This window comes from Marinifilum caeruleilacunae (assembly GCF_013141825.1).
Lineage (GTDB): Bacteria > Bacteroidota > Bacteroidia > Bacteroidales > Marinifilaceae > Marinifilum > Marinifilum caeruleilacunae.
The window spans coordinates 1-23082 of record NZ_RZNH01000050.1 but is presented as its reverse complement, the minus strand read 5'-3'; the positions used below and the strand labels follow the sequence as shown (position 1 = coordinate 23082).

General features: G+C 39.5%; 18 protein-coding genes. 7 read left to right on the top strand and 11 right to left on the bottom strand.

The window, feature by feature from the left end:
• Positions 1–60 precede the first annotated feature (60 nt).
• Positions 61–825: a hypothetical protein gene (locus ELS83_RS19990; RefSeq protein ID WP_171597320.1), complete on the top strand. Its 765-nt coding sequence runs from the start codon at positions 61–63 to the stop codon at positions 823–825.
• Here ELS83_RS19990 and ELS83_RS19985 read toward each other — a convergent pair.
• A complete protein-coding gene (locus ELS83_RS19985) occupies positions 787–1707 on the bottom strand; it encodes a CPBP family intramembrane glutamic endopeptidase (protein WP_171597319.1) in 921 nt (306 codons plus the stop codon). The two genes, ELS83_RS19990 and ELS83_RS19985, sit on opposite strands and share 39 nt — an antisense overlap.
• A gap of 181 nt (positions 1708–1888) precedes the next feature.
• On the opposite strand from ELS83_RS19985, the gene dusB reads away from it, so the two are divergent.
• Positions 1889–2884: a tRNA dihydrouridine synthase DusB gene (gene dusB, locus ELS83_RS19980; protein ID WP_171597318.1), complete on the top strand. Its 996-nt coding sequence runs from the start codon at positions 1889–1891 to the stop codon at positions 2882–2884.
• A gap of 109 nt (positions 2885–2993) precedes the next feature.
• On the opposite strand, the gene ELS83_RS19975 is transcribed toward dusB, so the two are convergent.
• The 4 genes from ELS83_RS19975 to rbfA form a co-directional block, all read right to left on the bottom strand.
• Complete coding sequence (locus ELS83_RS19975) at positions 2994–3641, bottom strand: hypothetical protein (protein ID WP_171597317.1); 648 nt, start codon at positions 3639–3641, stop codon at positions 2994–2996.
• Positions 3641–4324: a hypothetical protein gene (locus ELS83_RS19970; protein WP_171597316.1), complete on the bottom strand. Its 684-nt coding sequence runs from the start codon at positions 4322–4324 to the stop codon at positions 3641–3643. Before ELS83_RS19970 ends, ELS83_RS19975 begins: the two co-directional genes overlap by 1 nt.
• A 78-nt stretch (positions 4325–4402) precedes the next feature.
• Complete coding sequence (locus tag ELS83_RS19965) at positions 4403–5617, bottom strand: ABC transporter permease (protein ID WP_216616709.1); 1215 nt, start codon at positions 5615–5617, stop codon at positions 4403–4405.
• Positions 5618–5631: 14 nt separating this feature from the next.
• Positions 5632–5967, bottom strand: a complete 336-nt coding sequence (gene rbfA / locus ELS83_RS19960; RefSeq protein ID WP_171597315.1) for a 30S ribosome-binding factor RbfA — start codon at positions 5965–5967, stop codon at positions 5632–5634.
• A gap of 172 nt (positions 5968–6139) precedes the next feature.
• Between rbfA and ELS83_RS19955 the strand changes: the two genes are divergently transcribed.
• Positions 6140–6583, top strand: a complete 444-nt coding sequence (locus ELS83_RS19955) for a YqaA family protein (protein WP_171597314.1) — start codon at positions 6140–6142, stop codon at positions 6581–6583.
• A 133-nt stretch (positions 6584–6716) separates the two neighbouring features.
• Positions 6717–7706 (top strand): tryptophan--tRNA ligase, encoded by a 990-nt coding sequence (trpS, locus tag ELS83_RS19950; protein WP_171597313.1) that lies wholly within the window; start codon positions 6717–6719, stop codon positions 7704–7706.
• Between the two features lie 78 nt (positions 7707–7784).
• Here trpS and ELS83_RS19945 read toward each other — a convergent pair whose 3' ends face one another.
• The 3 genes from ELS83_RS19945 to buk form a co-directional block, all read right to left on the bottom strand.
• Positions 7785–10565 (bottom strand): PAS domain S-box protein, encoded by a 2781-nt coding sequence (locus ELS83_RS19945; protein WP_171597312.1) that lies wholly within the window; start codon positions 10563–10565, stop codon positions 7785–7787.
• A 64-nt stretch (positions 10566–10629) separates the two neighbouring features.
• On the bottom strand, positions 10630–11142 hold the full coding sequence (locus ELS83_RS19940) for a YqiA/YcfP family alpha/beta fold hydrolase (protein WP_171597311.1): 513 nt from the start codon (positions 11140–11142) through the stop codon (positions 10630–10632).
• A gap of 55 nt (positions 11143–11197) precedes the next feature.
• Positions 11198–12274 carry a butyrate kinase gene (gene buk, locus ELS83_RS19935; RefSeq protein ID WP_171597310.1) on the bottom strand — a complete coding sequence of 359 codons (1077 nt, stop codon included), beginning with the start codon at positions 12272–12274 and terminating at the stop codon, positions 11198–11200.
• A 135-nt stretch (positions 12275–12409) separates the two neighbouring features.
• Here buk and hemN point away from each other — a divergent pair, with 135 nt between their 5' ends.
• On the top strand, positions 12410–13774 hold the full coding sequence (gene hemN, locus ELS83_RS19930) for an oxygen-independent coproporphyrinogen III oxidase (RefSeq protein ID WP_171597309.1): 1365 nt from the start codon (positions 12410–12412) through the stop codon (positions 13772–13774).
• 83 nt (positions 13775–13857) lie between these two features.
• On the opposite strand, the gene ELS83_RS19925 is transcribed toward hemN, so the two are convergent.
• From ELS83_RS19925 to ELS83_RS19915, 3 genes are all read right to left on the bottom strand, one after another.
• Positions 13858–14700: a Spy/CpxP family protein refolding chaperone gene (locus tag ELS83_RS19925; protein ID WP_171597308.1), complete on the bottom strand. Its 843-nt coding sequence runs from the start codon at positions 14698–14700 to the stop codon at positions 13858–13860.
• Between the two features lie 215 nt (positions 14701–14915).
• Positions 14916–16517, bottom strand: coding sequence for a S41 family peptidase (locus ELS83_RS19920; protein ID WP_171597307.1), 1602 nt, complete (start codon positions 16515–16517; stop codon positions 14916–14918).
• 10 nt (positions 16518–16527) lie between these two features.
• The gene (locus ELS83_RS19915) at positions 16528–16983 is read right to left on the bottom strand and encodes a dCMP deaminase family protein (RefSeq protein ID WP_249414524.1); all 456 of its coding nucleotides are present in this window, start codon (positions 16981–16983) and stop codon (positions 16528–16530) included.
• A gap of 430 nt (positions 16984–17413) precedes the next feature.
• Between ELS83_RS19915 and ELS83_RS19910 the strand changes: the two genes are divergently transcribed.
• Both ELS83_RS19910 and ELS83_RS19905 read left to right on the top strand, forming a co-directional pair.
• Positions 17414–21319: a T9SS type B sorting domain-containing protein gene (locus ELS83_RS19910; RefSeq protein WP_171597306.1), complete on the top strand. Its 3906-nt coding sequence runs from the start codon at positions 17414–17416 to the stop codon at positions 21317–21319.
• An 11-nt stretch (positions 21320–21330) separates the two neighbouring features.
• On the top strand, positions 21331–22917 hold the full coding sequence (locus ELS83_RS19905; RefSeq protein WP_171597305.1) for a PorP/SprF family type IX secretion system membrane protein: 1587 nt from the start codon (positions 21331–21333) through the stop codon (positions 22915–22917).
• Positions 22918–23082: the final 165 nt, after the last annotated feature.

Sequence of the window (23082 nt, the reverse complement as noted above, 5' to 3'; positions counted from 1 at the left end):
GCTATAATTTTATTATATTCGCATATCACTATACCATTATTGCTAAAACCAGATTAATTAATGCCTTACCGTAGACTTCCGAATACCGACTCGGCACGTGTACGTGCTCTAAAAGCCGCTCTTAGTATCAGTATGAGAGTGAATCGTTTCGATTTGGCTTACTCCTACTCATTGTACCAAAGAATAGAAACATTCCTGCCACATTATGAATTGGCCATTCGAAATCATCGACAGGCACTAAGTCAGCAATCGAGCAGAAGTAAGGAATACAACGAGAAACTGAGAAAAGCCCGTTTGTATGTCTCTCATTTTATACAGGTTCTGAATTTTTGCATCATCCGCGGAGAAATGAAGGAAGATGTTCGTGAATTTTATGGCATTAAAAAAAGCTCAAAAGCCACACCTTCTTTGTTGAAAGATTCGAAAGTTATTGAATGGGGCGAGAAACTGGTAAAAGGCGAACAGGAAAGAACCAGGATGGGTGGCAATCCGATTTATAGTCCCTCCATTGCATTGGTTCGAGTAAATTGTGAAAACTTTAAACAAGCTTTTAATTACCAGAAAACCTTGCAAAACAATACACAGCGTTTCTCCGAAAAAGTTGCCGAGTTCAGAGAAGATGCCGACAAGCTTATTCTGGAACTTTGGAACGAGGTTGAGAAGAAGTTTGAATCGCTTGGCGATGAAGAAAAGCGTGAAAAATGTTCAGGCTATGGAATTGTTTACATCTGGCGAAAAGGTGAACGAGAAAAACTGGAACAGCTTAAAAAAGCAGAAAAAGCTTCATTAAGCCTGCCTTTTGCAGATCAGTCGGAAGAAGCTTAACAGGAGCAGAACAAATACCGTTGAAAGGATGCCTACGAACCAATAATTTTCATTGGCTCCTATGGTTTCCATCTCTTTTGAAATCTCTCCCTTATCGATATAGTATTTGGTAATAACAGCCATCCCGTTGTTTGCCAGATGGGCGATAATTGGCACCCACAAACTTCTCGACCAAATCAATAAATATCCGAAAAGAATACCCATTGCCATTCGCGGAAGTAATCCATAAAATTGCATATGCAAGGCTGCAAATAAGAAAGCTGTGATAATAATTCCCCAGTGAATGTTCTTGGTTAGCTTTCCAAAAATACCTTGCAAAACACCTCTAAAAAGTAGTTCTTCGCCAATTGCCGGAATCAAAGCAATCACAACAAGGTTAACCAACAAATCTGAAACAGAATTCATGACCAGGAATTTTTCGGTAACCACCTTTGCTTGCTCTTCGCTATTTTTCATCCAGGTTTCGATACCAGACATAAATTCTGGCAAACTCAAGTAAGAATTAATCTGCGCCAGCATATTAATCATGGGCAAGGATACAATGATAATGAAGGTAGCCAGAAGCGCAGTGGGCAGTTTCGCTGCTTTATCTAAAAACAAAGATTTTAAAATGTCCTTGTTTACGAGGAATGCAAAAATAAATGGAGGAATAATAAACATTCCAATCGAGTATACCGATTGATAAAATTTCATTACTGAGATATTAAGCGCGTCGCTATGAATATCCAGGCTTTGGGTATCGGTAAAGATATTGATATCGAAAATGATCAAAGCCAGCAAAGTACCTGCAAACATCGTCAGCATGAAAGATCCTAACACAAGTAATAAGCTCAGTAGCAACTGAGAAAATGAAGAATAATGACTGAAAGAACCTCTTAACATGGCTTATTGATTTAATTGAAACACAAAAATAACAACAAAACACAATTATCAAATTCTAAGTCTAATCTGTTCTATGTTACTTTTCGACTTTTCGACTTTTCGACCTTTCGACTTTTCAACTCTTTTCAAGACTTTATTATATCTTTGTGCCCTGATTCATACCGAATAAAAAGAAGCGAAAGTGAAGATAGGAAATTTGGACTTAGGAAAGCAGCCAGTTTTGTTGGCTCCGATGGAAGATGTAACAAACCCGCCTTTTAGAGTGTTGTGTAAGCGCTATGGTGCCGATTTAATGTACACAGAGTTTATCTCTGCCGATGCATTGATTCGATCGGTGAACAGAACCATGAAAAAACTTACCATTTTGGAAGAGGAACGCCCAGTTGCCATTCAAATTTATGGGAAAGAGGTTGATCCAATGGTAGAAGCTGCCAAAATTGTAGAAGAAGCCAATCCTGATTTTCTTGATTTAAACTTTGGCTGCCCGGTGAGAAAGGTTGCCGGGAAAGGTGCCGGATCAGGCATGCTGAGAAACGTGCCACAGCTTTTAAAAATTACCGAAGAAGTTGTTAAGGCAGTAAATATCCCGGTAACGGTAAAAACCAGATTGGGTTGGGATGCAGACTCGAAAATCATTGTAGAACTGGCTGAACAGCTTCAGGATGTAGGTATTGCCGGACTAACCATTCATGGCAGAACACGCTGCCAAATGTACAAAGGTGAGGCAGACTGGACCTTAATTGGTGAAGTGAAAAACAATCCACGAATGCACATTCCAATTATTGGTAATGGAGACATTACCAATCCGGTAAAAGCCAAAGAGGCATTCGATAAGTTTGGAGTTGATGCGATAATGATTGGCCGTGCTGCTGTTGGAAAACCTTGGATTTTTAGAGATGTAAAGCATTATTTAAAAACCGGAGAACTACTTCCACCGGCCACCGTAGCCCAGCAGGTAGATATGCTGAAAGAACAAATTGATGCGGCCATTGATTGGATTGACGAAAGACGCGGAATACTGCACATGCGCCGCCATATGGCAGGAATGTTTAAAGGTTTGTACAATTTTAAGCAAACCCGAATTGATATGCTTAGAGCCGATCATTACGACGATTTAATGGTGATTCTGAATAATATTGCCAGTGAATGGGGAGAATTGCAGATTGAAGATGAATAATTGACTTCTATTCAAAAGTTGAGAAATATAAAAAACGCAAAGGCCAGTAGCTTTTGCGTTTTCTTTTTCATGATTATATTGTGATAACAAGTATCGTTTTTGTGAAATCTTACTCCAGGATTTTAGGCAATTCCCTGATAAAATAATCTGGATTATAAATTGCATATTCCTCTGTCCTTCTGCTCCACTGCATCGTACTTTTGGTGATATATGCTTTTTGCAGTGCCCTAATTTGATCCTGGTTTAAAACCAGTTCTGACTTAAAAATGGTAAATCCATAATTTGGATATTCCTTAGGTTCGAAATCTGCTGCATATTGCAGGCTAATGCTTTCACCATTGGACAGTTCAAAATCGATTTTTGATTTTTTCGTGATGAAGCCAAAAAAGCGAAAACCTTCCTCATCCATAATTTTCCAGTTGGTTTTCAGAAGTACTTTCTCTCCATCGGAAAGCAACTGAAAATCACATTTCACCACATTCTTGGTATCAGAGAATTTACTCAGTTTCTCGCTTACCCCTTTGATTACGGTTTGCGATTCGAGCTCTGCACTTTTTAATAAAATCGGCTTTGCAATTTCCGCATCAGCTTTAATTTCTGCTTTTGGAATTTCAGCCTTTTTTACCTCTTCATATTTCCAGGTTCCATTGTCGAAAAGCAAAACAATTCGTCCATCGGGCGCTTTCAATCTCATTTGTGCATCAGCCTGGTAAAGGCTGCAAAAAAGCAATATGGCAACAAGCAAGATGTGTTTCATTATTCAATAATTTGAGGCAATGATTTGATAAAGTAAGAAGGAGCTACAACCTTATACTCTTCTGTTCTTCTTGACCAGTTCATGTGAGCTTTATACACAATAGCGTTTTTCAATAAGCGAATCTGTTCTTCATTTAATTCCACCTCTGCCGAATAAGTTGAAAATCCGTACTTTTGGTATTCTTTGGGTTCGAATTCCTTGGTATACACCAAATCAACCATCTTACCTCCAATTAATTCCAATGTAAGTTTATTCCCTTCCTTTATAAACCCGAAATAAGAATAAGCTTCGCCATTCATAATTTTCCATTCGGTTTGCAGGTATGCTTTTCCATCTTTAGCCGTAAGGGTCAAATCGCAACGAACAATGTTCTTCTGCTTAAAATACTTCGATAATTTTTTACTTGGCCCTTCAATAAAAGCCATTTTTTCGACAGTGGCATCCTTTAAATCAATTGGACTATCATCAACAACTGGCACAACAGCGGCTTGTTCAAGCACTTCTCCTCCTTGTTTTTGAACTTCCTGAGCCTCTTTTTTTGGAGCCTTTACATCGGCATAAGTCCAGGTTCCATTATCGTAAAGGATTACAACCTTGCCATCGGCGGTTAATGCAGTTTGTTGCGCATTTACAAACATTGAAATACCAAATGCCAGCATGCAGAATACTAAAAACTTCTTCATTTCTGTAATTGTTTAAATAAGTTATTTAACCAGGAATTTTGCAACTCCCATTCATTTGTCGATAGTGGGTGGTTCTTATCAGTTAAACTGTAAGTAACGTTTGGTGATGTATTGTACCGGAAATCTTGATGCAAAAAATCCAATCAATACAACAGTTATAAAGATGATAAAAATATCAGAAAAATGTACACTAACCGGATAAGCATCTGCCAGGAAACTACCAGCGGCCAGTTTTACCAATCCAAATTTAATTTGCAGAAAGCATATGGTAATGCCCAAAACAACACCTAGAATTGCTCCCGAAATTGAAATCATGCAACCTTCGATAAGGAACAGTTGCTTTATGGTTTGTTGGTTGGCTCCCAAACTTCGTAAGGTATTTACATCTTCTTTTTTATCTAATATGAGCATGGTTAAGGAACCAATAATATTGAATGATGCAATCACCAATATAAAAGCCAGGATGAAGAACACTGCAGCTTTTTCGGTTTTCATCATTTTGTATACCACATCGTGAAGTTCGAATCGGTTTTTCACATGGTAATCTTCTCCCAAAATTTTCTTGATATCAGCTTTTACATCTTCGATATCGGCTGTATCGTTAATGCCCAATTCGATGGCACTCACATCGTTTTTGTAACTGAATAGATTACGGGCAAATTCGATAGGTACCAATGTGTACTGGGTATCGAAATCGATTTGAACCTGGAAAAATCCAGAAGGGTATAAAGTAGCGGTATTAAAGGCATTCATTGGATTAATGCCAAGTTTGGCGTTTCGCTTTGGGACGTAGAATTTAATCTGGTCAACAAAGGTTAATCCAACACCCAAATCCAATGCAACACCATAACCCAATACTGCAAACTGAAATTTTTCTGCATCCAGTACAAAATTCCCATCAACCATTAGGGTATCGATACCGGTCATGAGGGTAAAGTTTTCGTCTACACCTTTTACAATGGCTGGTCGCTGACGATTCCCGTATTTCAAAAGTGCATTCTCCTCCAGTACTTCGGCATAAAATGCCACCTCTTCCATCTTTTTAATGGAATCGAAAACAGAATCGGGCACAAATGTTTTTCCTTTTGCAGGAAGTATTTTTAAATCGGGATCGAAACTGCTGTATTGCTGATCGATAAATTGATTTAAACCATTAAAGGCCGATAAAACAATTACCAGTGCCATGGTACCAACCGTAACTCCAACTACCGAAATTAGTGAGATAATGTTGATAACGTTCTGTTTCTTTTTCGAAAACAGGTATCGCCTGGCTATGTGAAAAGGGAGATTCAAATGTGCAGAAGAATTTAAGACAATAGGTTGTCGATATTCTCAATATAATCTAATGAATCGTCGATATAGAAAGCCAATTCAGGAACAACTCGCAGTTGTTTTCCTACTTTGGTTCCCAGTATTCTGCGAATGTTTTTTGTATTCATTCTAACCACTTCGAGTGTTTCTTCCGATTTCTCGGAAGGAAAAATGCTCAAATACACTTTTGCAAGCCCCAAATCAGGACTAATTCTCACAGTGGTAACCGATATCATTTTGCCTCCAAACAGATTTCGTCCTTCCTGCTGAAAAATTAAACCCAAATCTTTCTGTAATAATCTTGAAACTTTGCTTTGTCTTGTGGTTTCCATATATATGATTCTAATTTTTTTACAAAGATATAATAAAGTCTTGAAAAGAGTCGAAAAGTCATAAAGTCGAAAGGTCAAAAAGTCGAAAGGTCGAAAGGTCGAAGGGTCGAAGGGTCGAAAAGTTTAAAGCGGAGTTCGAAAAGAAAGCATTTGCTTTTTATACATTTGCAGCATGGCCGAATTTATTGAGTACGGATATTGGGGATTGTTCCTGTCAAGTTTTCTTGCTGCTACCATTTTGCCTTTTAGTTCTGAGGCAATTCTGAGCCTTTGCGTGTATTCTGGTTACGATATCAGCTTGACTGTAGCCATTGCAAGCCTTGGAAACTGGCTGGGCGGTTTAACGGGTTACTGCCTTGGCTATTTGGGCAAACTGGAAAAAATCGAAAAATGGTTAAGAATAAAACCTGAAAAGGCGATTCGGGCCAGGGAATATCTGCGCAAGCGGGGAAATGCGTTTGCCTTTTTTGCCTTTCTGCCTTTTATTGGCGATTTAATTCCGATCGGTTTGGGTTTGCTCAGAACAAATCCGTATTGGATGGCTTTATTTATGGCCGCCGGAAAGGCTTGCAGATACATAGTTTGGGCTTGGTTAACACTGCATGCTATGGCTTAAAAGCCTGAATTAAGATTTTGCTAACAAGAGAAATTTGTCTTGCTATTTTATTTATCGGATAGGTTTCATAATTTTGTCGGACAAAATTTTTAAGTATAAACGGCTCATATCTGAGCTATTAATGAATTAAATGATGAAGACAGTAGTAAGTGGAATTCGATCGACAGGTAACTTACACCTGGGAAATTACTTCGGAGCGGTGAAGAACTTTGTGCAAATGCAAAACGATAACAATTGCTTTTTCTTTATTGCTGATTGGCATTCCCTGACTACACATCCAACTCCTGAAGATCTTCACATTAACGTAAAGCGTGTTTTGGCTGAGTATTTGGCTTGTGGGATTGATCCTGAAAAAGCAACAGTTTACGTTCAAAGTGATGTACCTGAAATTCCTGAATTGTATTTGTTGATGAACATGAATGCTTATTTGGGCGAGTTGGAAAGAACAACTTCATTTAAAGACAAAGCACGTAAGCAACCTGAGAATGTAAATGCCGGTTTGTTAACTTACCCGGTTTTGATGGCGGCAGATATCCTAATTCACAAGGCACAACAGGTTCCTGTAGGAAAAGATCAGGAGCAAAACCTGGAGATGGCTCGTAAGTTTGCACGCCGATTCAATAACATTTACGGCGAAGAAACTTTCCCGATTCCTCAGCCTTATTCGTATACAGGAGAATTTATTAAGGTTCCTGGTTTGGATGGATCTGGTAAAATGGGAAAATCGGAAGGTAATGCCATTTGTTTGGTTGATGATCCGAAAGATATTCGTAAAAAGGTGATGAAAGCTGTTTCGGATAGTGGTCCGACTGAAATGAACCAGGAAAAACCTGAAGCAATTCAGAACCTGTTCTCTTTAATGGATATTGTTTCAACTAAGGATACTTACGATTTCTTTAACGACAAATACAACAATTGCGAAATTCGTTACGGCGACATGAAAAAGCAATTGGCTGAAGATATCATTAACTTTACTTCGCCAATTCGTGAGCGCATTTTAGACATTTCGCAAGATGAAGAATACTTACGCAAAGTAACCAAATTAGGTGCTGAAAAAGCTCGCGAAAGTGCTGCCAAAACTCTTGAAGAAGTTCGCAGGTTAATTGGTTTTAGAAAGTTCTAAAAACTGTATATAACAAAGCAATATGCCATCTCGATTCGAGGTGGCATTTTTTGTAGAATCAACACAGAATAGCTCCCCTTATACCACCTTACCAATCAACTCTTTCAGTTCTTCGGCCTTTACCGGTTTTGTAATAAACTCGGTACAACCGGCATTTAAGGTTTTGTCCCTGTCGCCAATTAAGGCAAATGCCGTTTGTGCAATAATCGGAACATCCTTGTTCATTTCCCGAATCATTTCAGTAGCCTTATAGCCATCCATAATTGGCATTTTCATGTCCATCAGAACCAGGTCGATATCGGAGTTCTGTTTGAACATTTCTACGGCAATTTCCCCATTTTTGGCCAGTAGCAATTCATGGGTAATGTCTTCCAGAATAATCGACATGTACATTCGGGTACTTTCATCATCTTCGGCAAGAAGAATTTTCAATTTTTTGTTGATTTCGGAATTTGTTCCAAGCATTTTACTTCCTTTTTTATCGATAACAGGAATTTTTCGCAATGGCAAAGTGAATATGAACTCAGAGCCTTCACCTTCAGAGGAATCCAGGCAAATACTTCCGCCCAGCATTTCTACATATGCTTTTACTATTGATAATCCCAAACCTGAACCTTCAATGGCTTTCTCGTTCTCTACTTTTACCTGGCGAAACCTGTCGAACACATACTTGTGCATCTCCTTAGGAATGCCAATTCCTGTATCTCTCACATAAAATTTTAAAAATCCTTCCAGCTCCTCACAGCCAAATTCAATTTCTCCCTTATGGGTATATTTTATCGCATTTTTCAGCAAGTTTGTTACAATAGAATCCAACATGGCCTGGTCGGCCAAAATTAACATATCCTTATGCCTTTCCATTCCGGCATATGTAAATGACAATTGTTTCGACTTTGCCTCTGGCTTAAAAAAGTGATAGTAATGTTCCAGGCTTTCATTCACATTCACTTCCGAAAAAATTGGCTCTATCTGGTTGGTTTCAATCTTCGAAATCTCAATAATATCATTAATGGTACTCAGCATTCTTTCTCCACTTTCGTGGATAATATCGATGTATTTTTGCTGCTTTTCACCACTTAACTTTGGCGATTTTAAAAGGTCGGCAAAGCCCAGTATCCCATTCATTGGAGTACGAATTTCGTGGCTCATATTGGCCAGAAAGGCAGTTTTTAACTTCTCACTTTCCTCGGCTCTTTCCTTAGCCGTTAGCAACTCTTTTTCAGCCACTTTCTGGGCTGTTAAATCTACAAAGGAAGCCAGGAAATCTTCACCCAAAACCACCCCGGAAATAATCACCTGTTTCTCATTTCCATCTTTGCATGTTACATTATACATGTCTGGGGTAATATCGGTATTGTTCTCTTTTCCATATTCAACAGCCTTTGCCCAATTGTCCATTACCCAGGCTCTGTATTCCTTATCGGGATAAGCCTTTGGCCACCAGTCTTCGATATTCGGAATATCTTCAAGAGAGTAGCCAAAAAGATCTTTAAATTTCTGATTCATATACAGAAGCTCACCTGTTGCAAAATTTACATGGCACAAAGGAATTGGCACTCGTTCAACAAATGTTCTGAATCTTTGATTGAATTTTTCGATCTCCTCTTCTGCTTTCTTTTTAAGTGTGATATCCTGGAAAACACAGTAGGTTTGCCTAAAACTACCATCGGGATGATAACCCACGCACCCTTCGAAAGAAATATCCAAATAATGTCCTTTTTTATGCCTGATTTTAAACTGAACATCATGCACGTAGCCTCTTGCCTTAAAAAGCGGGAAATTTTTCTCAAAATGTGCTTTCCAGTCTTCATGCAAAAGGTCGGCATATGAGCTTCCAATAATTTCTTCTCTTTCGTAACCCAAAACATTTAGCCAGGTTTCATTTACATCGATAAAGTTGCCATCAATATTCAAGGATTGGTAGGATAATGGAGCATTATCGTAAAGCAAGCGGTACTTGGTTTCCCGATCTTCTAGATGAACATTGTAGGTGTAAATTCGCAATGCATCTTTTAACCTGGCAAGAATATCGGTAAAGAGTCTTTTGTCGAAATACGACCAATCCTCCATAGAAGAACACCTCTGTATGCCCAGTAAGTAGGTATAAACTCCCTCCTCTTCCAACTCAACTACAAATTCTTCTATTTGCGATTCTTCATTGCAATATTCACCTGTCGATTGAAGCAACTCAAAATTAAAATCGACTGAACCATTCCTGTATTCTCCTTTATAATTCGATTCAATTTCTTTTCTGATTTGCTCAAAATTACCTGCAGTAAAAATAGATTTGCACCTGCACGAGGAACATTCAATGGGTAAAGAAAGCAGCTGTTTCTCAATTTTTGAAGAAGGAATCAGGTAACATCGGTCTAATTTGAAAACACCAAGAATTAATTGAAGTACATTTCTCATTCGAAGCGTCAATTCATCTTTCGACCGAATAATTTCGTTGAGTTTTTCCAGCGTAGTAACATGAATGGAGAGCTGTTCTTTGGTTTTTTCCAATTCACTTAAGTCCCTAACAATTCCAAATACGATCTCCTCCTTTTCCCATTCAATTAAAGAAAGTTGAACTTCCACCTTAAGGCTTGTTCCATCTTTTCGAAGGTGTTCAGAATAAATGGTTTCACTCTTGTTTTTGCTTAATTTATCGTAAATCTTCAAAACCAATTCCTTCCTGCTGAAGTTCACATCGATATCAGGAACACTTTTTTCCAGCAATTCTTCCCTGCTATATCCCAATCCATCGCAAGCTGCTTTGTTTGCGTCGATAATTTTCCCATCGACGTCGAACAAAAACATTGCCGCTCCCGAATTGTGAAGTAGCTCTTTATAGAATGAATTTTGGATGAATTTCATGCAATTGCGTTCTGGTCTATTAAATTTACTAAATTTTTTGTTACAATTTTGTTACAATTCAATCCTAGTCCACCGATTTAAGTTCCAGAACCTTAAGTAAAAATTTCTCAAAAATTGCTTCAACTTGCTCTATGGAAGAAGTCAGACGGTGATCGCCTTCTATTAAATGCAAGTTGCATTTCGCTTGTTTGGCATATCTTAGCGAATGCTCATAGGGAATCACCTCATCCGATTTTCCATGAACAATTTCTATATTTTCGCAGGAAGTGGCATACTCTTGTATGCTATAACCCTCAAGATATAGCGCGGGTGCCATTAAAAAAATGGCTTTCGGCTCAACCTGTTGCGAGGCAACAAGCGAAACATATCCTCCCATACTTGATCCTACCAGGATAAAATCTTCTTCTTCACTCTTTAAATAGTTCTGAAGTTGATACACCCTATCGTCTGGATTGGAATAGGCCCGATAATCCAAACTGTCTACCTGGCAATCGTAATTTTTAGCGATTTCGGCCAAGTGCTTTATTTTTGTTCCCCAGGGACCACTCTCTTTGCCGTGTGAAAAAATAACTTTCATATGATCTGTTTTTTTCGTTCTCGTATTCTATTGGTATTCTACAGATTAGACTTCACTAATACTCCAAGGCTAGCTCCTTGCCATCAATTACCCTAAAAGCTCCTTCTGCCAATGCCTCCATTTCATTCTCACCCGGGTAAACAAAAAAAGCGGTAAGATCATTTACATACTCTTTTAAATCGGCAATAAACCGATCGGAATATGCAATTCCACCGGTAATAATAATGCCATCGGCCTTGCATTTCATTGCGGTATGGTAGGCTCCAATTTCTTTGGCAATCTGGTAAACAAAAGCATCGTAAACCAGCTGTGCTTTTTCATTTCCATCATCAATTAGCTTGAATACATCGCGCAGATCGTCGACACCCAGGTAGGCTTTTAAACCACTGTTTTTACTCAAAAGTGCCTCTACCTCTTTTCTTGGTTTCGAGTAGCACAAATCCATGATTCCCCGTGTAGGAATCGCACCTGCCCTGTTGGGCGAAAAAGGTCCCATTCCCATCAAGGCATCATTCACATCGGTAATTTTACCTCCTTCAACCGAGGCGATGGAAATCCCACCTCCCAAATGTGCAATTACATAGCTGGCTTCCTCGTATGCAATTCCTTGCTGAGCAGCAATCTTTCGAGCAGTCATTTTCATGTTTAAAGGATGTCCCCGACGATTTCTTTCAATTCCCGGAACTCCCGAAATCTGTGCTTTTTCGACTATATTTCCTGCTGAAACAGGATCGACCGTATAGCTGGATTCCAAATCAAAGTACTCAGATAATTTATTGGCCAGCATGCTTCCCAAGTTCGAGGCATGATCGCCATATTTACCAGTCCTGGCATCTTCCAGAAAATCACTGCTGATTCGATAGGTTCCTCCTTCCAATGGTTTCACGATTCCACCTCTCCCAACAATACCAACCACTTTTAAATCATCCTCTTGCAGCATCTCATCAAGAGCACTTTTAACCATCTCTAACCTGTATTCGAACTGGTCTGTAACCTTGTTAAAGCGGTCAAGCTCTTTTTGCAAATGTCGGCTTACCATATCTTTTACCAGACCTTCCCTGTTGTACAGGGCAATTTTGGTGGATGTTGATCCGGGATTGATCACTACTACTACTTCATTTGGGTTCATCATAATTCTGTATTTACATTGCGTGATATGAAAATACAAAATCTTCATCAATTTAGCTTCGCTCTATACTGGAATACTCACATCAAAATATGCTAAAAAAAGATATCTTTGTATGAAATTAGATCTAAAGTATTTCTTATGGACAAAGAGCTCTTAATCGAAAAGTACAATGTTCCTGTACCTCGATATACCAGTTATCCTACCGTCCCTTTTTGGGGAGATGACAAGCCCGATGAAAATGAATGGTTGAAAGTGGTAAAACGCACTTTCGATGAATCGAATTCGACAAAAGGAATTAGCATTTATGTGCATTTGCCTTATTGTGAGCGTTTGTGTACTTATTGTGCCTGCACAAAAGTGATTACACGCGATCATGGGGTGGAAGATCAATACATCGATGCCTTGTTACAGGAATGGAAAATCTATTTGAATACTTTTGGCGAAAAACCGATTCTACGGGAATTGCATTTGGGTGGTGGTACACCAACTTTCTTCAGTCCCGAAAATCTGAAAAAATTAATTAATGGCATTAAGGAAAATGCCATTTTGCACGACAAATATGAGTTCAGCTTCGAAGGTCATCCGAACAATACAACCAGGGCGCATTTACAGGCTCTGTACGATGTTGGCTTTAGAAGAGTAAGCTATGGTGTGCAGGATTTCGATCCTGAAGTTCAGCGCGTAATCAATCGAAAGCAAAGTTTCGAAATTGTAAAAGAAGTAACCGAAGCAGCCAGGGAAATTGGTTATCAATCGGTGAATTTCGATCTGATTTACGGATTGCCAAAGCAGAAAATTTCATCGGTTCGCGATACTTTTGAGAAGGTTTCGGAACTAAAACCCGATCGAATTGCCTATTACTCCTATGCTCATGTGCCATGGAAAACCAAAGGTCAGCGCATGTTTACCGATGCCGATATTCCTGATAGTGCAGGAAAACGTGCTTTGTACGATTTGGGAAAAGAGAAACTTGCTGAGCTGAATTACAGCGATATTGGAATGGATCATTTCTCATTGCCTCACGACGAGTTATTTACAGCTCGTGAAGAGAAACGCCTGCACCGTAATTTCATGGGCTATAACACTTCACACACCGAATTGTTAATTGGTTTGGGAGCCTCATCAATCTCGGATGCAAAATATGCTTATGCACAAAATCCAAAAGAAATTGGTTTGTACCAGGCTGCTTGCGAAAAAGGAGAACTCGATTTGGTAAAAGGTTATTTTCTAAATCATGAAGATTTAACGGTTAAAAAAGCGATTTTAGACATTACCTGTCGTCGTGAGTTGTTCTTTACCGAAGAACTAAAAACCTACCTTCCTGTTGGAATACTTGACGAGTTGGAAATCATGAAGAAGGAAGGCATTATTGAACTGAGTAAGGATAAACTAATTGTAACCGATTTGGGTATGATCTTCCTTAGAAACATTGCCAAACCATTCGACAACAAGCTGCGTTACTCCCAAAAAGGTGGCGATAAAATGTTCTCGAAAGCGATATAAAGATTGAGTTTACACGTTATAAAAAAGAGGTTCCGAAACCGGAACCTCTAAAACCTGCTTATAAACTGTAAATTGTATTACCACTATCTGTGGCCTCTTTGAAAACCTTTACCCTTGCCACCGCGGCTAAGGAAAAGCACTAACTGATCCTCATCTAAAATCTCACGCACCTCCATTTGGTGATCGAATTTCATTTTTGCCAGACTGTTCTGAATATCCGAAAGACGATTTGCATTGGCTACCAATACCGATTTATCAGGATTTTCATCCGTCATTAAGTTTTTCTGCTTCAATCTCAATTCTTCCGCCTCGTTGCGTAATGATTTGGTCTCTTTCATGTGAGCCAAACGCAATTCTTTCATTTTTTCTTGCTGCTCTTCACTCAAATCAAGCATGTTTCGCTTGCCTTTCCCAGCTTGCATACCTTTTTGTTCTCCCATGGCTTTTCGACCTTGCATTTGTCCGTGTCCTCGCTTGCCATGCATTCTTCCTTGCGCCATGCCCTTTTTAGCACCACGGCCTTGTTTCATCCCTTTACGATGTTTTTGCATCATATCGGCACGCATCAACTGCTCATCAGTTAAAAACGAACGGCTTTCCAATCTCATGTCAATTTTCTGCAGACTAAGCTCTTTCTTTAAAGCAGTCATTTTATCGATATTGGCATAAACCTGAGATTGATTAGGTTTCTCGGCCGAAACCAAAGTTTTCTGCTTTGCGCGTAGTTCGTTCAGTTCATTTTTGATATCTAAACTTTGTTTTGCATACTTGGTACGCAATTCTTTCATTTGCTCTTTTTGCTCTTCTGTTAGGTTCAAACGCTCACCTCTTTGTCCGCGTTCACCTCTGTTCTGTTGTGCATATAGGTTCGACATTCCAGCCACTACAAACATGCAAATCATTCCAACTAATACTGACTTTTTCATTCTATCTAAAATTTTAACGTTTCTAATTTGATTATTCCAGCGCTTTTTTAAAATCGAATTCAGTGCTTTGACTTTTGGAAAGTTGGAAGGTTTAATTGTCTTGGATTTTTTTATTGGAGTTTGAGTTAAAAAACTACGCAAGCACAGCAAATTAGGCATAAAAAAGAGACTTACTTTGCAGCAAGTCTCTTTCCTTTATCTTGATAAATTAATTTTTAAAAATGTGTTTCGGCCTCCGTTAAAGTTTTATCCAAGTCTCTGATAATTGGATAATAACCGATGTCATCAATCACATCACGGGCAATGTATGCCTTTAGTTGTGTTTCGATGATTTTACGCGATTGCTTCAGTCCTTTAGAGTCTGGTTTTACACCTTTCTTATCGGCGTAAGCCACCAGATTATTGATGATTGACTTTTTCTTCACAAAGTTTAAAACGTCTTTGTGGGTTTTCAAATCATTCATTTGTTCACGATGTTTATCGACAAAGGCAAATGCATATTGATAGATGATTCCTTTTCTGGCCAACTCTCTAAAATAGTTCGAATAGCCCGAAGTGTCAACAGGAATAAATACATCCGGCATAATTCCACCACCACCATAAACGGTATTTCCTCCCGGAGTGGTAAATTTTAACGAATCATTAAAATGAATGGAGTCTTTCTTTTGGAACTCTCCATGAATGTATCTCATGTTCAAATCGTTGTAATACTCCTCTTTTCCATTGGTATATGGCTTTTGGATACATCTTCCGGTTGGCGTATAGTAACGCGCCACGGTTAAGCGTAGAGCCGAACCATCAGGCAATCGTCTCTGTTCCTGAACCAAACCTTTACCAAAGGAACGACGACCTACAATTTTACCTCGGTCGTTATCCTGAATTGCACCTGCAAAAATCTCACTTGCCGAAGCCGATACCTCATCAATCAATACAATCACAGGCAAATCCTGGAACCTACCGCTTCCGTTTGATTTATAATCGGTTCTTGGCTGTGCTTTCCCTTCGGTGTAAACCATCATTTTATCCTTGGCAAGGAATTCATTTATCATGTTGGTTGCCTCAGACAGGTAACCACCTGTATTTCCACGAAGGTCAACAATTAGGTTTTTCACTCCTTGCGACTCCAGCTTTTCCAATCCTTCAGAGAATTCGAAGTAGGTAGTTGCTGCAAATCGGCTCACTTTAATATAACCAACCGAGTCGTTAATCATATAGGCCACATCAACACTAGGCACAGGAATCGATCCTCTTAGGAGTTCCATCTCCAGGTTTTCATTGGTACTTCTTCTGTACACTCCTACTGTTACAGGTGTTCCTTTTGGTCCTTTCAATCGACCAATAATATCATTGTCTTTTAACTCCTTACCCACAATGGAAGTATCATTTACAGTAACCAATCGGTCGCCAGCCTTAATACCGGCCAATTCCGACGGACCACCAGGAATTACCCTAACAATGGCCACGGTATCCTGGTACCTGATAAACTGAACCCCAATTCCACCAAAGTTTCCTTTCAGGTCTTCGTTTACCCTTTGAAGATCTTTGGCAGGAATATAGACAGTATGCGGATCAAGGTCTTTTAAAATTGCAGGAATAGCTTGCTCCACCAAATGGGCAGAACTCACCGTATCTACATAATCCGATTCGACCATATCCAACACAACATCCAATTTACTACCAGCTTTTGGCAGTTGAAAAATTGTTGAATCGCCTTTTCCATTGTCTTGAAACATGGAATTAATAAACATGCCAAGCAATATGGCTAATGCCAGTAAAACTGGCAGAAATATCGCACTTCTCTTATTGTTATAACTCATGTATCCTTATTTAAATCTCTTCGTTAACATTGATATATTTCAAATCAATGCCGGCTCTTGCTAATAAATCGATTCCATCGGAACTATGATATTCTTCCGAATAAACCACTCTAACAATTCCAGCTTGAATAATTAATTTCGCACACTCAATACATGGGGAAGCGGTAACATATAAAGTAGCATTTTCGCTACTGTTACCCGACTTGGCAACTTTGGTAATAGCATTGGCTTCTGCATGTAGTACGTAAGGTTTGGTCTTAAAGTTGTCATCTTCGCACACATTTTCGAAGCCCGAAGGGGTTCCATTGTAGCCATCGGAGATGATCATTTTGTCTTTTACGATCAAAGCACCCACCTGTCTTCTTTTACAATATGAATTTTCAGCCCACACCAAGGCCATTCTCAAATATCTCCTGTCCAACTTATCCTGTTTGCTTAGTACACTCACTGATTCTTTATCCATCATGTTTTCAACTCATATTATGTAATTCTAACAAATGTATAAAAATATATTGGTAGTTCATCCCGATATTTTAGGAATCATTGCAATTTACCATAATTGATTGACACCAAAATAAAATACATTTATCGACAATTTTTGTCGATTTGTCAATTTTTTGTCTATTTTTAGTCCTATCCTGTTGATGTAGTAGAATAGCGAATATTGATTTTTTTCAGGCCTTTTACCAAAAGCAAACTCATTACTCCCTAATTTGCTATGAATCACAGTTGTTTGATTGAACAAAGTAATCCAATATTTGTTTGAAAAATTTGTTTAAAATCTTAAAAAATCAAAAAAACAGCTCTAACTCATTGGATTCCCTTTTCATTCAAGTATTTTTTGCAAAACCAATTTGTTAACACCATATAAAACCACTCTAATCTAAATCTATTGAATGAAGCATTTTTACCCCAAACTCCATACCACTCTACTACTTTTTTGTTTATTTTTTACTAATCATTTTACGGCAAATGCCGCACAGGCTCCTCCCGACACTTCGATTGATTTGAGTGTAGATAAATCGTCGATTTGCGTGGGCGAGAGCATAAGCATTTTCCTGGCAAGCAGTGAAGCAGGAGTAGAATATCAGCTTAAAGCTGATGGAATTAATACTGGAAGCCCTATAGCCGGTACAGGTTCGCAAATTTCTTTCACACTTGCACCAACGGCAACAGCTACCTACAGTGTTACGGCTACCAACACCACAACAAGCGAGACTTCAGATTTGACCGAAACCCTATCGGTGAGCGTAAATCCTGGTCCGGATTTAAGTTTGACAGTACACGCTTCGGAAAGCCAGATTTGTAAAGACGAAGGTGTTCTGATATCAGTGGATAACACAGAAAACGGCTACAACTACTTGTTGAATAATGGTCCGGACGATTTCCCTCCGGCTTTGGCAGGAAATGGTGGGACCGTTCAGTTTCCACAGGTATTTCCCCAAACCAATACAACCTATCAGATTTTTGTGAGTGGTGGTGCATGTCACGACCAAATCATGCTAAACAATACGGCAACCATTAATGTTGCGCCATCGCCAAAAACCGATTTAACGGTTTATGCCGATAACAACCAAATTTGTCCGGGAGAATCGATTACCATTACTGTTGAAAATGCAGAAACCGGAATTGATTACCAGATTTTTGATGGCAGTTCTTATGTGGCAGGTCCATTGACCGGTACTGGTGGCAATATGAATTTCACACTCAGCCCAAGCAGCTCCGAACTGTACACCATTAGAGCTTTTGGTCCGAGTTGTTTGAACTATTTTAATCTCGATCAGAAAATACTGGTTACCGTAGGTGCAACGCCAAGAACAGATTTGAATTTGACAGCAGATCATAGCGAAATTTGCAGTGGTGAAAGCGTAATTATTAGCCTGGAAGAATCGGAAAATGGAGTTGAATACCAGCTTACTGATGGAACAAATCAGATAGGACCTGCAATAACAGGTGATGGAAATAAGGTTTCATTTGCTGGCATAAATCCTACTACAAATACGACCTACCATGTTCAGGTCAATTCAACAGCTTGTTCTGAAAGCAAAAATCTTGACAACACGATTACGATCAATGTAAAAGATCAACCCAATTTGACACTGGCTGTTACACCTTCCAGCGCAGATATTTGCGATGGAGAAAGCATCTCGATTTTTGTGGATGCAACAGAAAGCGATGTGAACTATCAATTGTTTGATGGCACTTCAACAATTGGGTCGGCCATTACAGGCACTGGAGGCAGCATCGAATTTATTGTTTCTCCTACAAGCAATACGGTATATGAAATACAGGCTGTAAAAAACAATTGCAGTAGCCTTAATACCTTAGATCAAAAATCCACGATAAGTGTGAATGGTTTGCCCGATTTGGATCTTGTATTGTCAGCAACTCCCGGCGAAATTTGCGAAGGAGAAAGCACAATTATTAGCATCGATAATTCGGAGAATAATGTACAGTACCAATTGAAAGATGCCTCTGGAAACATTGGTTCGCCAATCAATGGAAATGGTGGACAAATCAGTTTTCCGGCGCTGAATCCAACCAGTACAACAAATTACCTGGTTGATGCAATCAAAACCACTTGTGCTTCGGTTTATGAAGTGAGCAACCAGGCAATCGTTACGGTAAATCCTCAACCTGCAGCAAGCATATCATACAATGTAAATCCATCGACCATATGCGAGGGCGAAATTATTGCTGTTACCATTAATGGCAGCGAGAATGGAATCAGGTACGATGTTATTGGCAGTATCGATGGCAATTTGGGTGGTATAGAAGGAAATGGTATTGACATTAGTGTATTTATCAAACCAAGTCAATCGCAAAGCTTAAGCATACAGGCGCAGAGTTTGCTGTGCGCATCGCCTGTTAGCTATCCAAACACCAGCAATATTACTGTAAACGCCGGTCCAAAACTCGATTTAAATGTAACTGCCAACGCGACTCAAATTTGCGAAAGTTTAAATACCCCGGTGGTGATTTCGATAGAGAATTCCGAAACCGGCTTGTCTTATTGGTTGAAAGATCATACGGGAACGACTCTTGGCACCGCGACAGGCAATGGTGGTACACTCGATTTTTCATCTGTTTCGCCCGATACAACTACTACCTACATTGTAGAAACTACCATGGCAGGATGTAATTCGAGATTAGACCTGCAAAACACATTTGAACTCAATGTGGTAAACTTGCCTATAAGTACAATTGGTGTTAGCATTTCGGAGCCGGAAATTTGTGTAGGCGAAAATACGATCATCTCAATTGATTCTAGTGAAATTGGGGTAAACTATCAACTTTTCGATGGAACTTACTTTGAAGGAGATCCGATTGCGGGTACAGGCTCTGCCCTGTCCTTCCCCGAGTTTTCACCTTTCCGTTCGGTCAACTACCGTGTGGTTGCAAGCAACGAAGCATGTGGAACGCAACAAAACCTTGATCAGACAATTCGCGTTGACGTAGGTTTACAGCCCGAAATCCACTTGCATCCAACCATCGATAAGCATACGATTTGCGAAGGAGAACAGGTGGTTGTATCGCTAACACCGACCGATACCAGGGTTCAATACCAGCTTTGGAATGGTGATACAGCCATTGGCACGCCATTGACCGGAAACAATGAGGAAATCAGTTTTGAACCAACTACACCGGCCAATTCTACTACCTACAGAATTGAAGCCATGGGCGAACGATGCCTGGCTCCGGTAGATATCAGGTACACGGTTGATGTTGATGTTCATCATTCACCTGAAACCGACCGTTTGATAGTAAGCAATAAAGATACCCTTTGTGCCGGAGATGAGCTTGTGATCTCTATAGAAAACAGTCAAGCTGATATTTTATACCAGTTGCATGATGGAAGTAATTTTATCGAGCCAAATGTAGTTGGGAACGGCTCTACCATACAATTTCCTGAGCAATACCCCACTGCAAGCAGCACTTATACTGTTTATGCACACGAAACGGTTTGTACCGATCAATTACTTATGGATCATACCAAACAAATTATGGTTCCGGATATCAGTAGCAATTCTTTGGAAAATTTTGCGACTCCCGATGAGTTTTGCGAAGGGGAATCCATTGACATTGAGCTTACCAGTTCGATAAGTGGCATCAGTTACGTGCTTCAGGATGGCGACGATATTTTATCAGAATTAACAGGAACAGGCGGTCCGCTTGTTTTTGAAGATGTAGTTCCAGGAATCAACTCCAATATCTACGTAAGTATTGGCAATTGTAATGATAAATTAGTGGCTGCTACGCCTGCCTATACCCTGCAATCGAATCCTAAACTGCAAATTCTTACTACCGATGTGCAATCGGGTTATGATGGCAATTTGGTGATTTCTGTTTCGGAAGGTGTTGCTCCTTACACTTACATTATCAATCCGGGAGAGACAGTTACCATGGACAGTCCGGTATTGGAACTTTCGGGACTAAAAACCGGAACATACCAGGTTTTGGTGGTTGATGGCAATGCATGTCGTTCTGCTGAGGCCGGTCAATTGGTTGATATCGAACTTGATGAAGAAACACAGGTAATCGTGAATAACGCTTTAACCCCAAATGGCGATGGAATCAACGACAAGTGGATTATTCATTATCAATCGGAATTAGGAATGCCTGAAGTATATGTTTTCAACATTTACGGACAGGAAGTTTATCATTCTAAAACCTACCAAAACGATTGGACAGGAAGTTACAATGGTTCCACTCTTCCAAATGGTGCCTATTACTACCTGATTGAATTCGATTCGGAGGATGTAAAACCAATCAAAGGAAGCTTATCGATTCTGGGAAATTAAAACCACTTACAATGAAACAAATCTACTTCTCGAAATATATTCCGTTTTGCCTGCTACTACTTTCCTGCCTGTTTGGAAAGGAAGTGAATGCCCAGCAGGTTCCACTGCTCGATCAGTATTACATTAACCCAACGGTGTACAATCCTGCTGCTGCCGGAGCCAACCGATTGTTTAATGCATACCTGATGAGGAATCAGAAGTTTGCCGATTTCGATGGCGGACAGGTGACTCATGCCTTTACTGCCGATGCAGCCTTAAACGAAGCAAAATATGGTATAGGTTTTAACCTGATAAACGACAATGTGGGGATTTTTGACAATACCCAGGCTTTACTTAGCTATTCGTACAGATTACAAATTGCCGACGATCATTTCCTGCGATTGGGTTTAGCGGCAGGAATATCCGATTTTAGGGTAAACATGAACGATTTAAGGGCAAATCCGAGCGATCCTTATCTTCTGAATACCGATTATAAGAATACCGAATTTATGGCCAATTTGGGCCTGTATTATACGCACAAGAATATCATTGTTGGACTTACCATCCCACAGCTTCTAAACAACTCGGTAAGCGAAAATAACGATGGTGCCGAAACCTCATACAAACTGGTTCGACATGCCATGCTGAGTGGTGGATATGAATTTGATATTCCACGAATCAGAGATCTTAGCATTACACCATATGTAATGATGCGCTATGCAAAAAGCTCACCGGTTCAGTTCGATGTGAATGTAATTGCGAAGCTTGAAGAAAAGGGATGGTTTGCGGTAAATTATCGCGATGATTTTTCGGTAGGTCTGAATGTTGGTGTAAACGTATTGAAGAACTTTGTGATTGGTTATGCCTATGATATAGGCATTCAAAAAACCGGAAGGTATGCTTCGAACAACCACGAATTCCTGATTGGATATCGCCTTAAAGGCAAGAGAAAAAGAGAACCGGAAAGAATACTGGATAATGATATCAGTACCTTAAAAACTTTATTGGCAGAAAAATACAAGAAAATTGACCGCTTGCGCCATGAACTGGAGCAAATGGAAAAAGAAGACAAGATGGCCGATTCCGATCGCGATGGTGTGCCTGATGAGATGGATGAATGTCCGAAAACGCCGCCATTTTACATTGTAGACGCCAAAGGTTGCCCTGTTGATTCGGATATGGATGGAGTGGTTGACAGTGAAGATTATTGCCCTGAAGTGCCTGGAATTGCAGCCAATAATGGTTGCCCTGAACAGAAGGAAGAGAGAATTGAAATGGAAGAGCGATTGGAGAATATCTATTTTGCTTTTGGCAAGTTTGAACTGACAGAATACTCGCGTCGCAAGTTACAAACCGTAATTCGAATGATGGTTGAAAATGAGTCGTACATTCTTAAAATGCACGGTCATACCGACGATATTGGCTCCGATAGTTCAAACATCGAGCTGGCTTACAAACGTCTGACAACGGTAAAAAATTACCTGATATTAAATGGTGTCCCCGATAACCGTATCCTTATTATTCCGCATGGTGAAAGCAAACCTATTGTAGAAAATAAAGACAACCAGAGCCGAGCCAACAACCGACGTGTTACTTTCGAAATTTATTCCTATCAATAAAAAAAAGCCCGATTTGAAAATGAACTGCACCCCAAAAGTTGGACACAACATTTGGGGTGTTTTTATGACTAAAAAAAAGAGAAACAAATTTAGTATTGAGGATAGAGAACAAGCAGTTCTAAAAATACAGAACGAAGGAAGATCTTGCCTATCTGTTGCACGAGA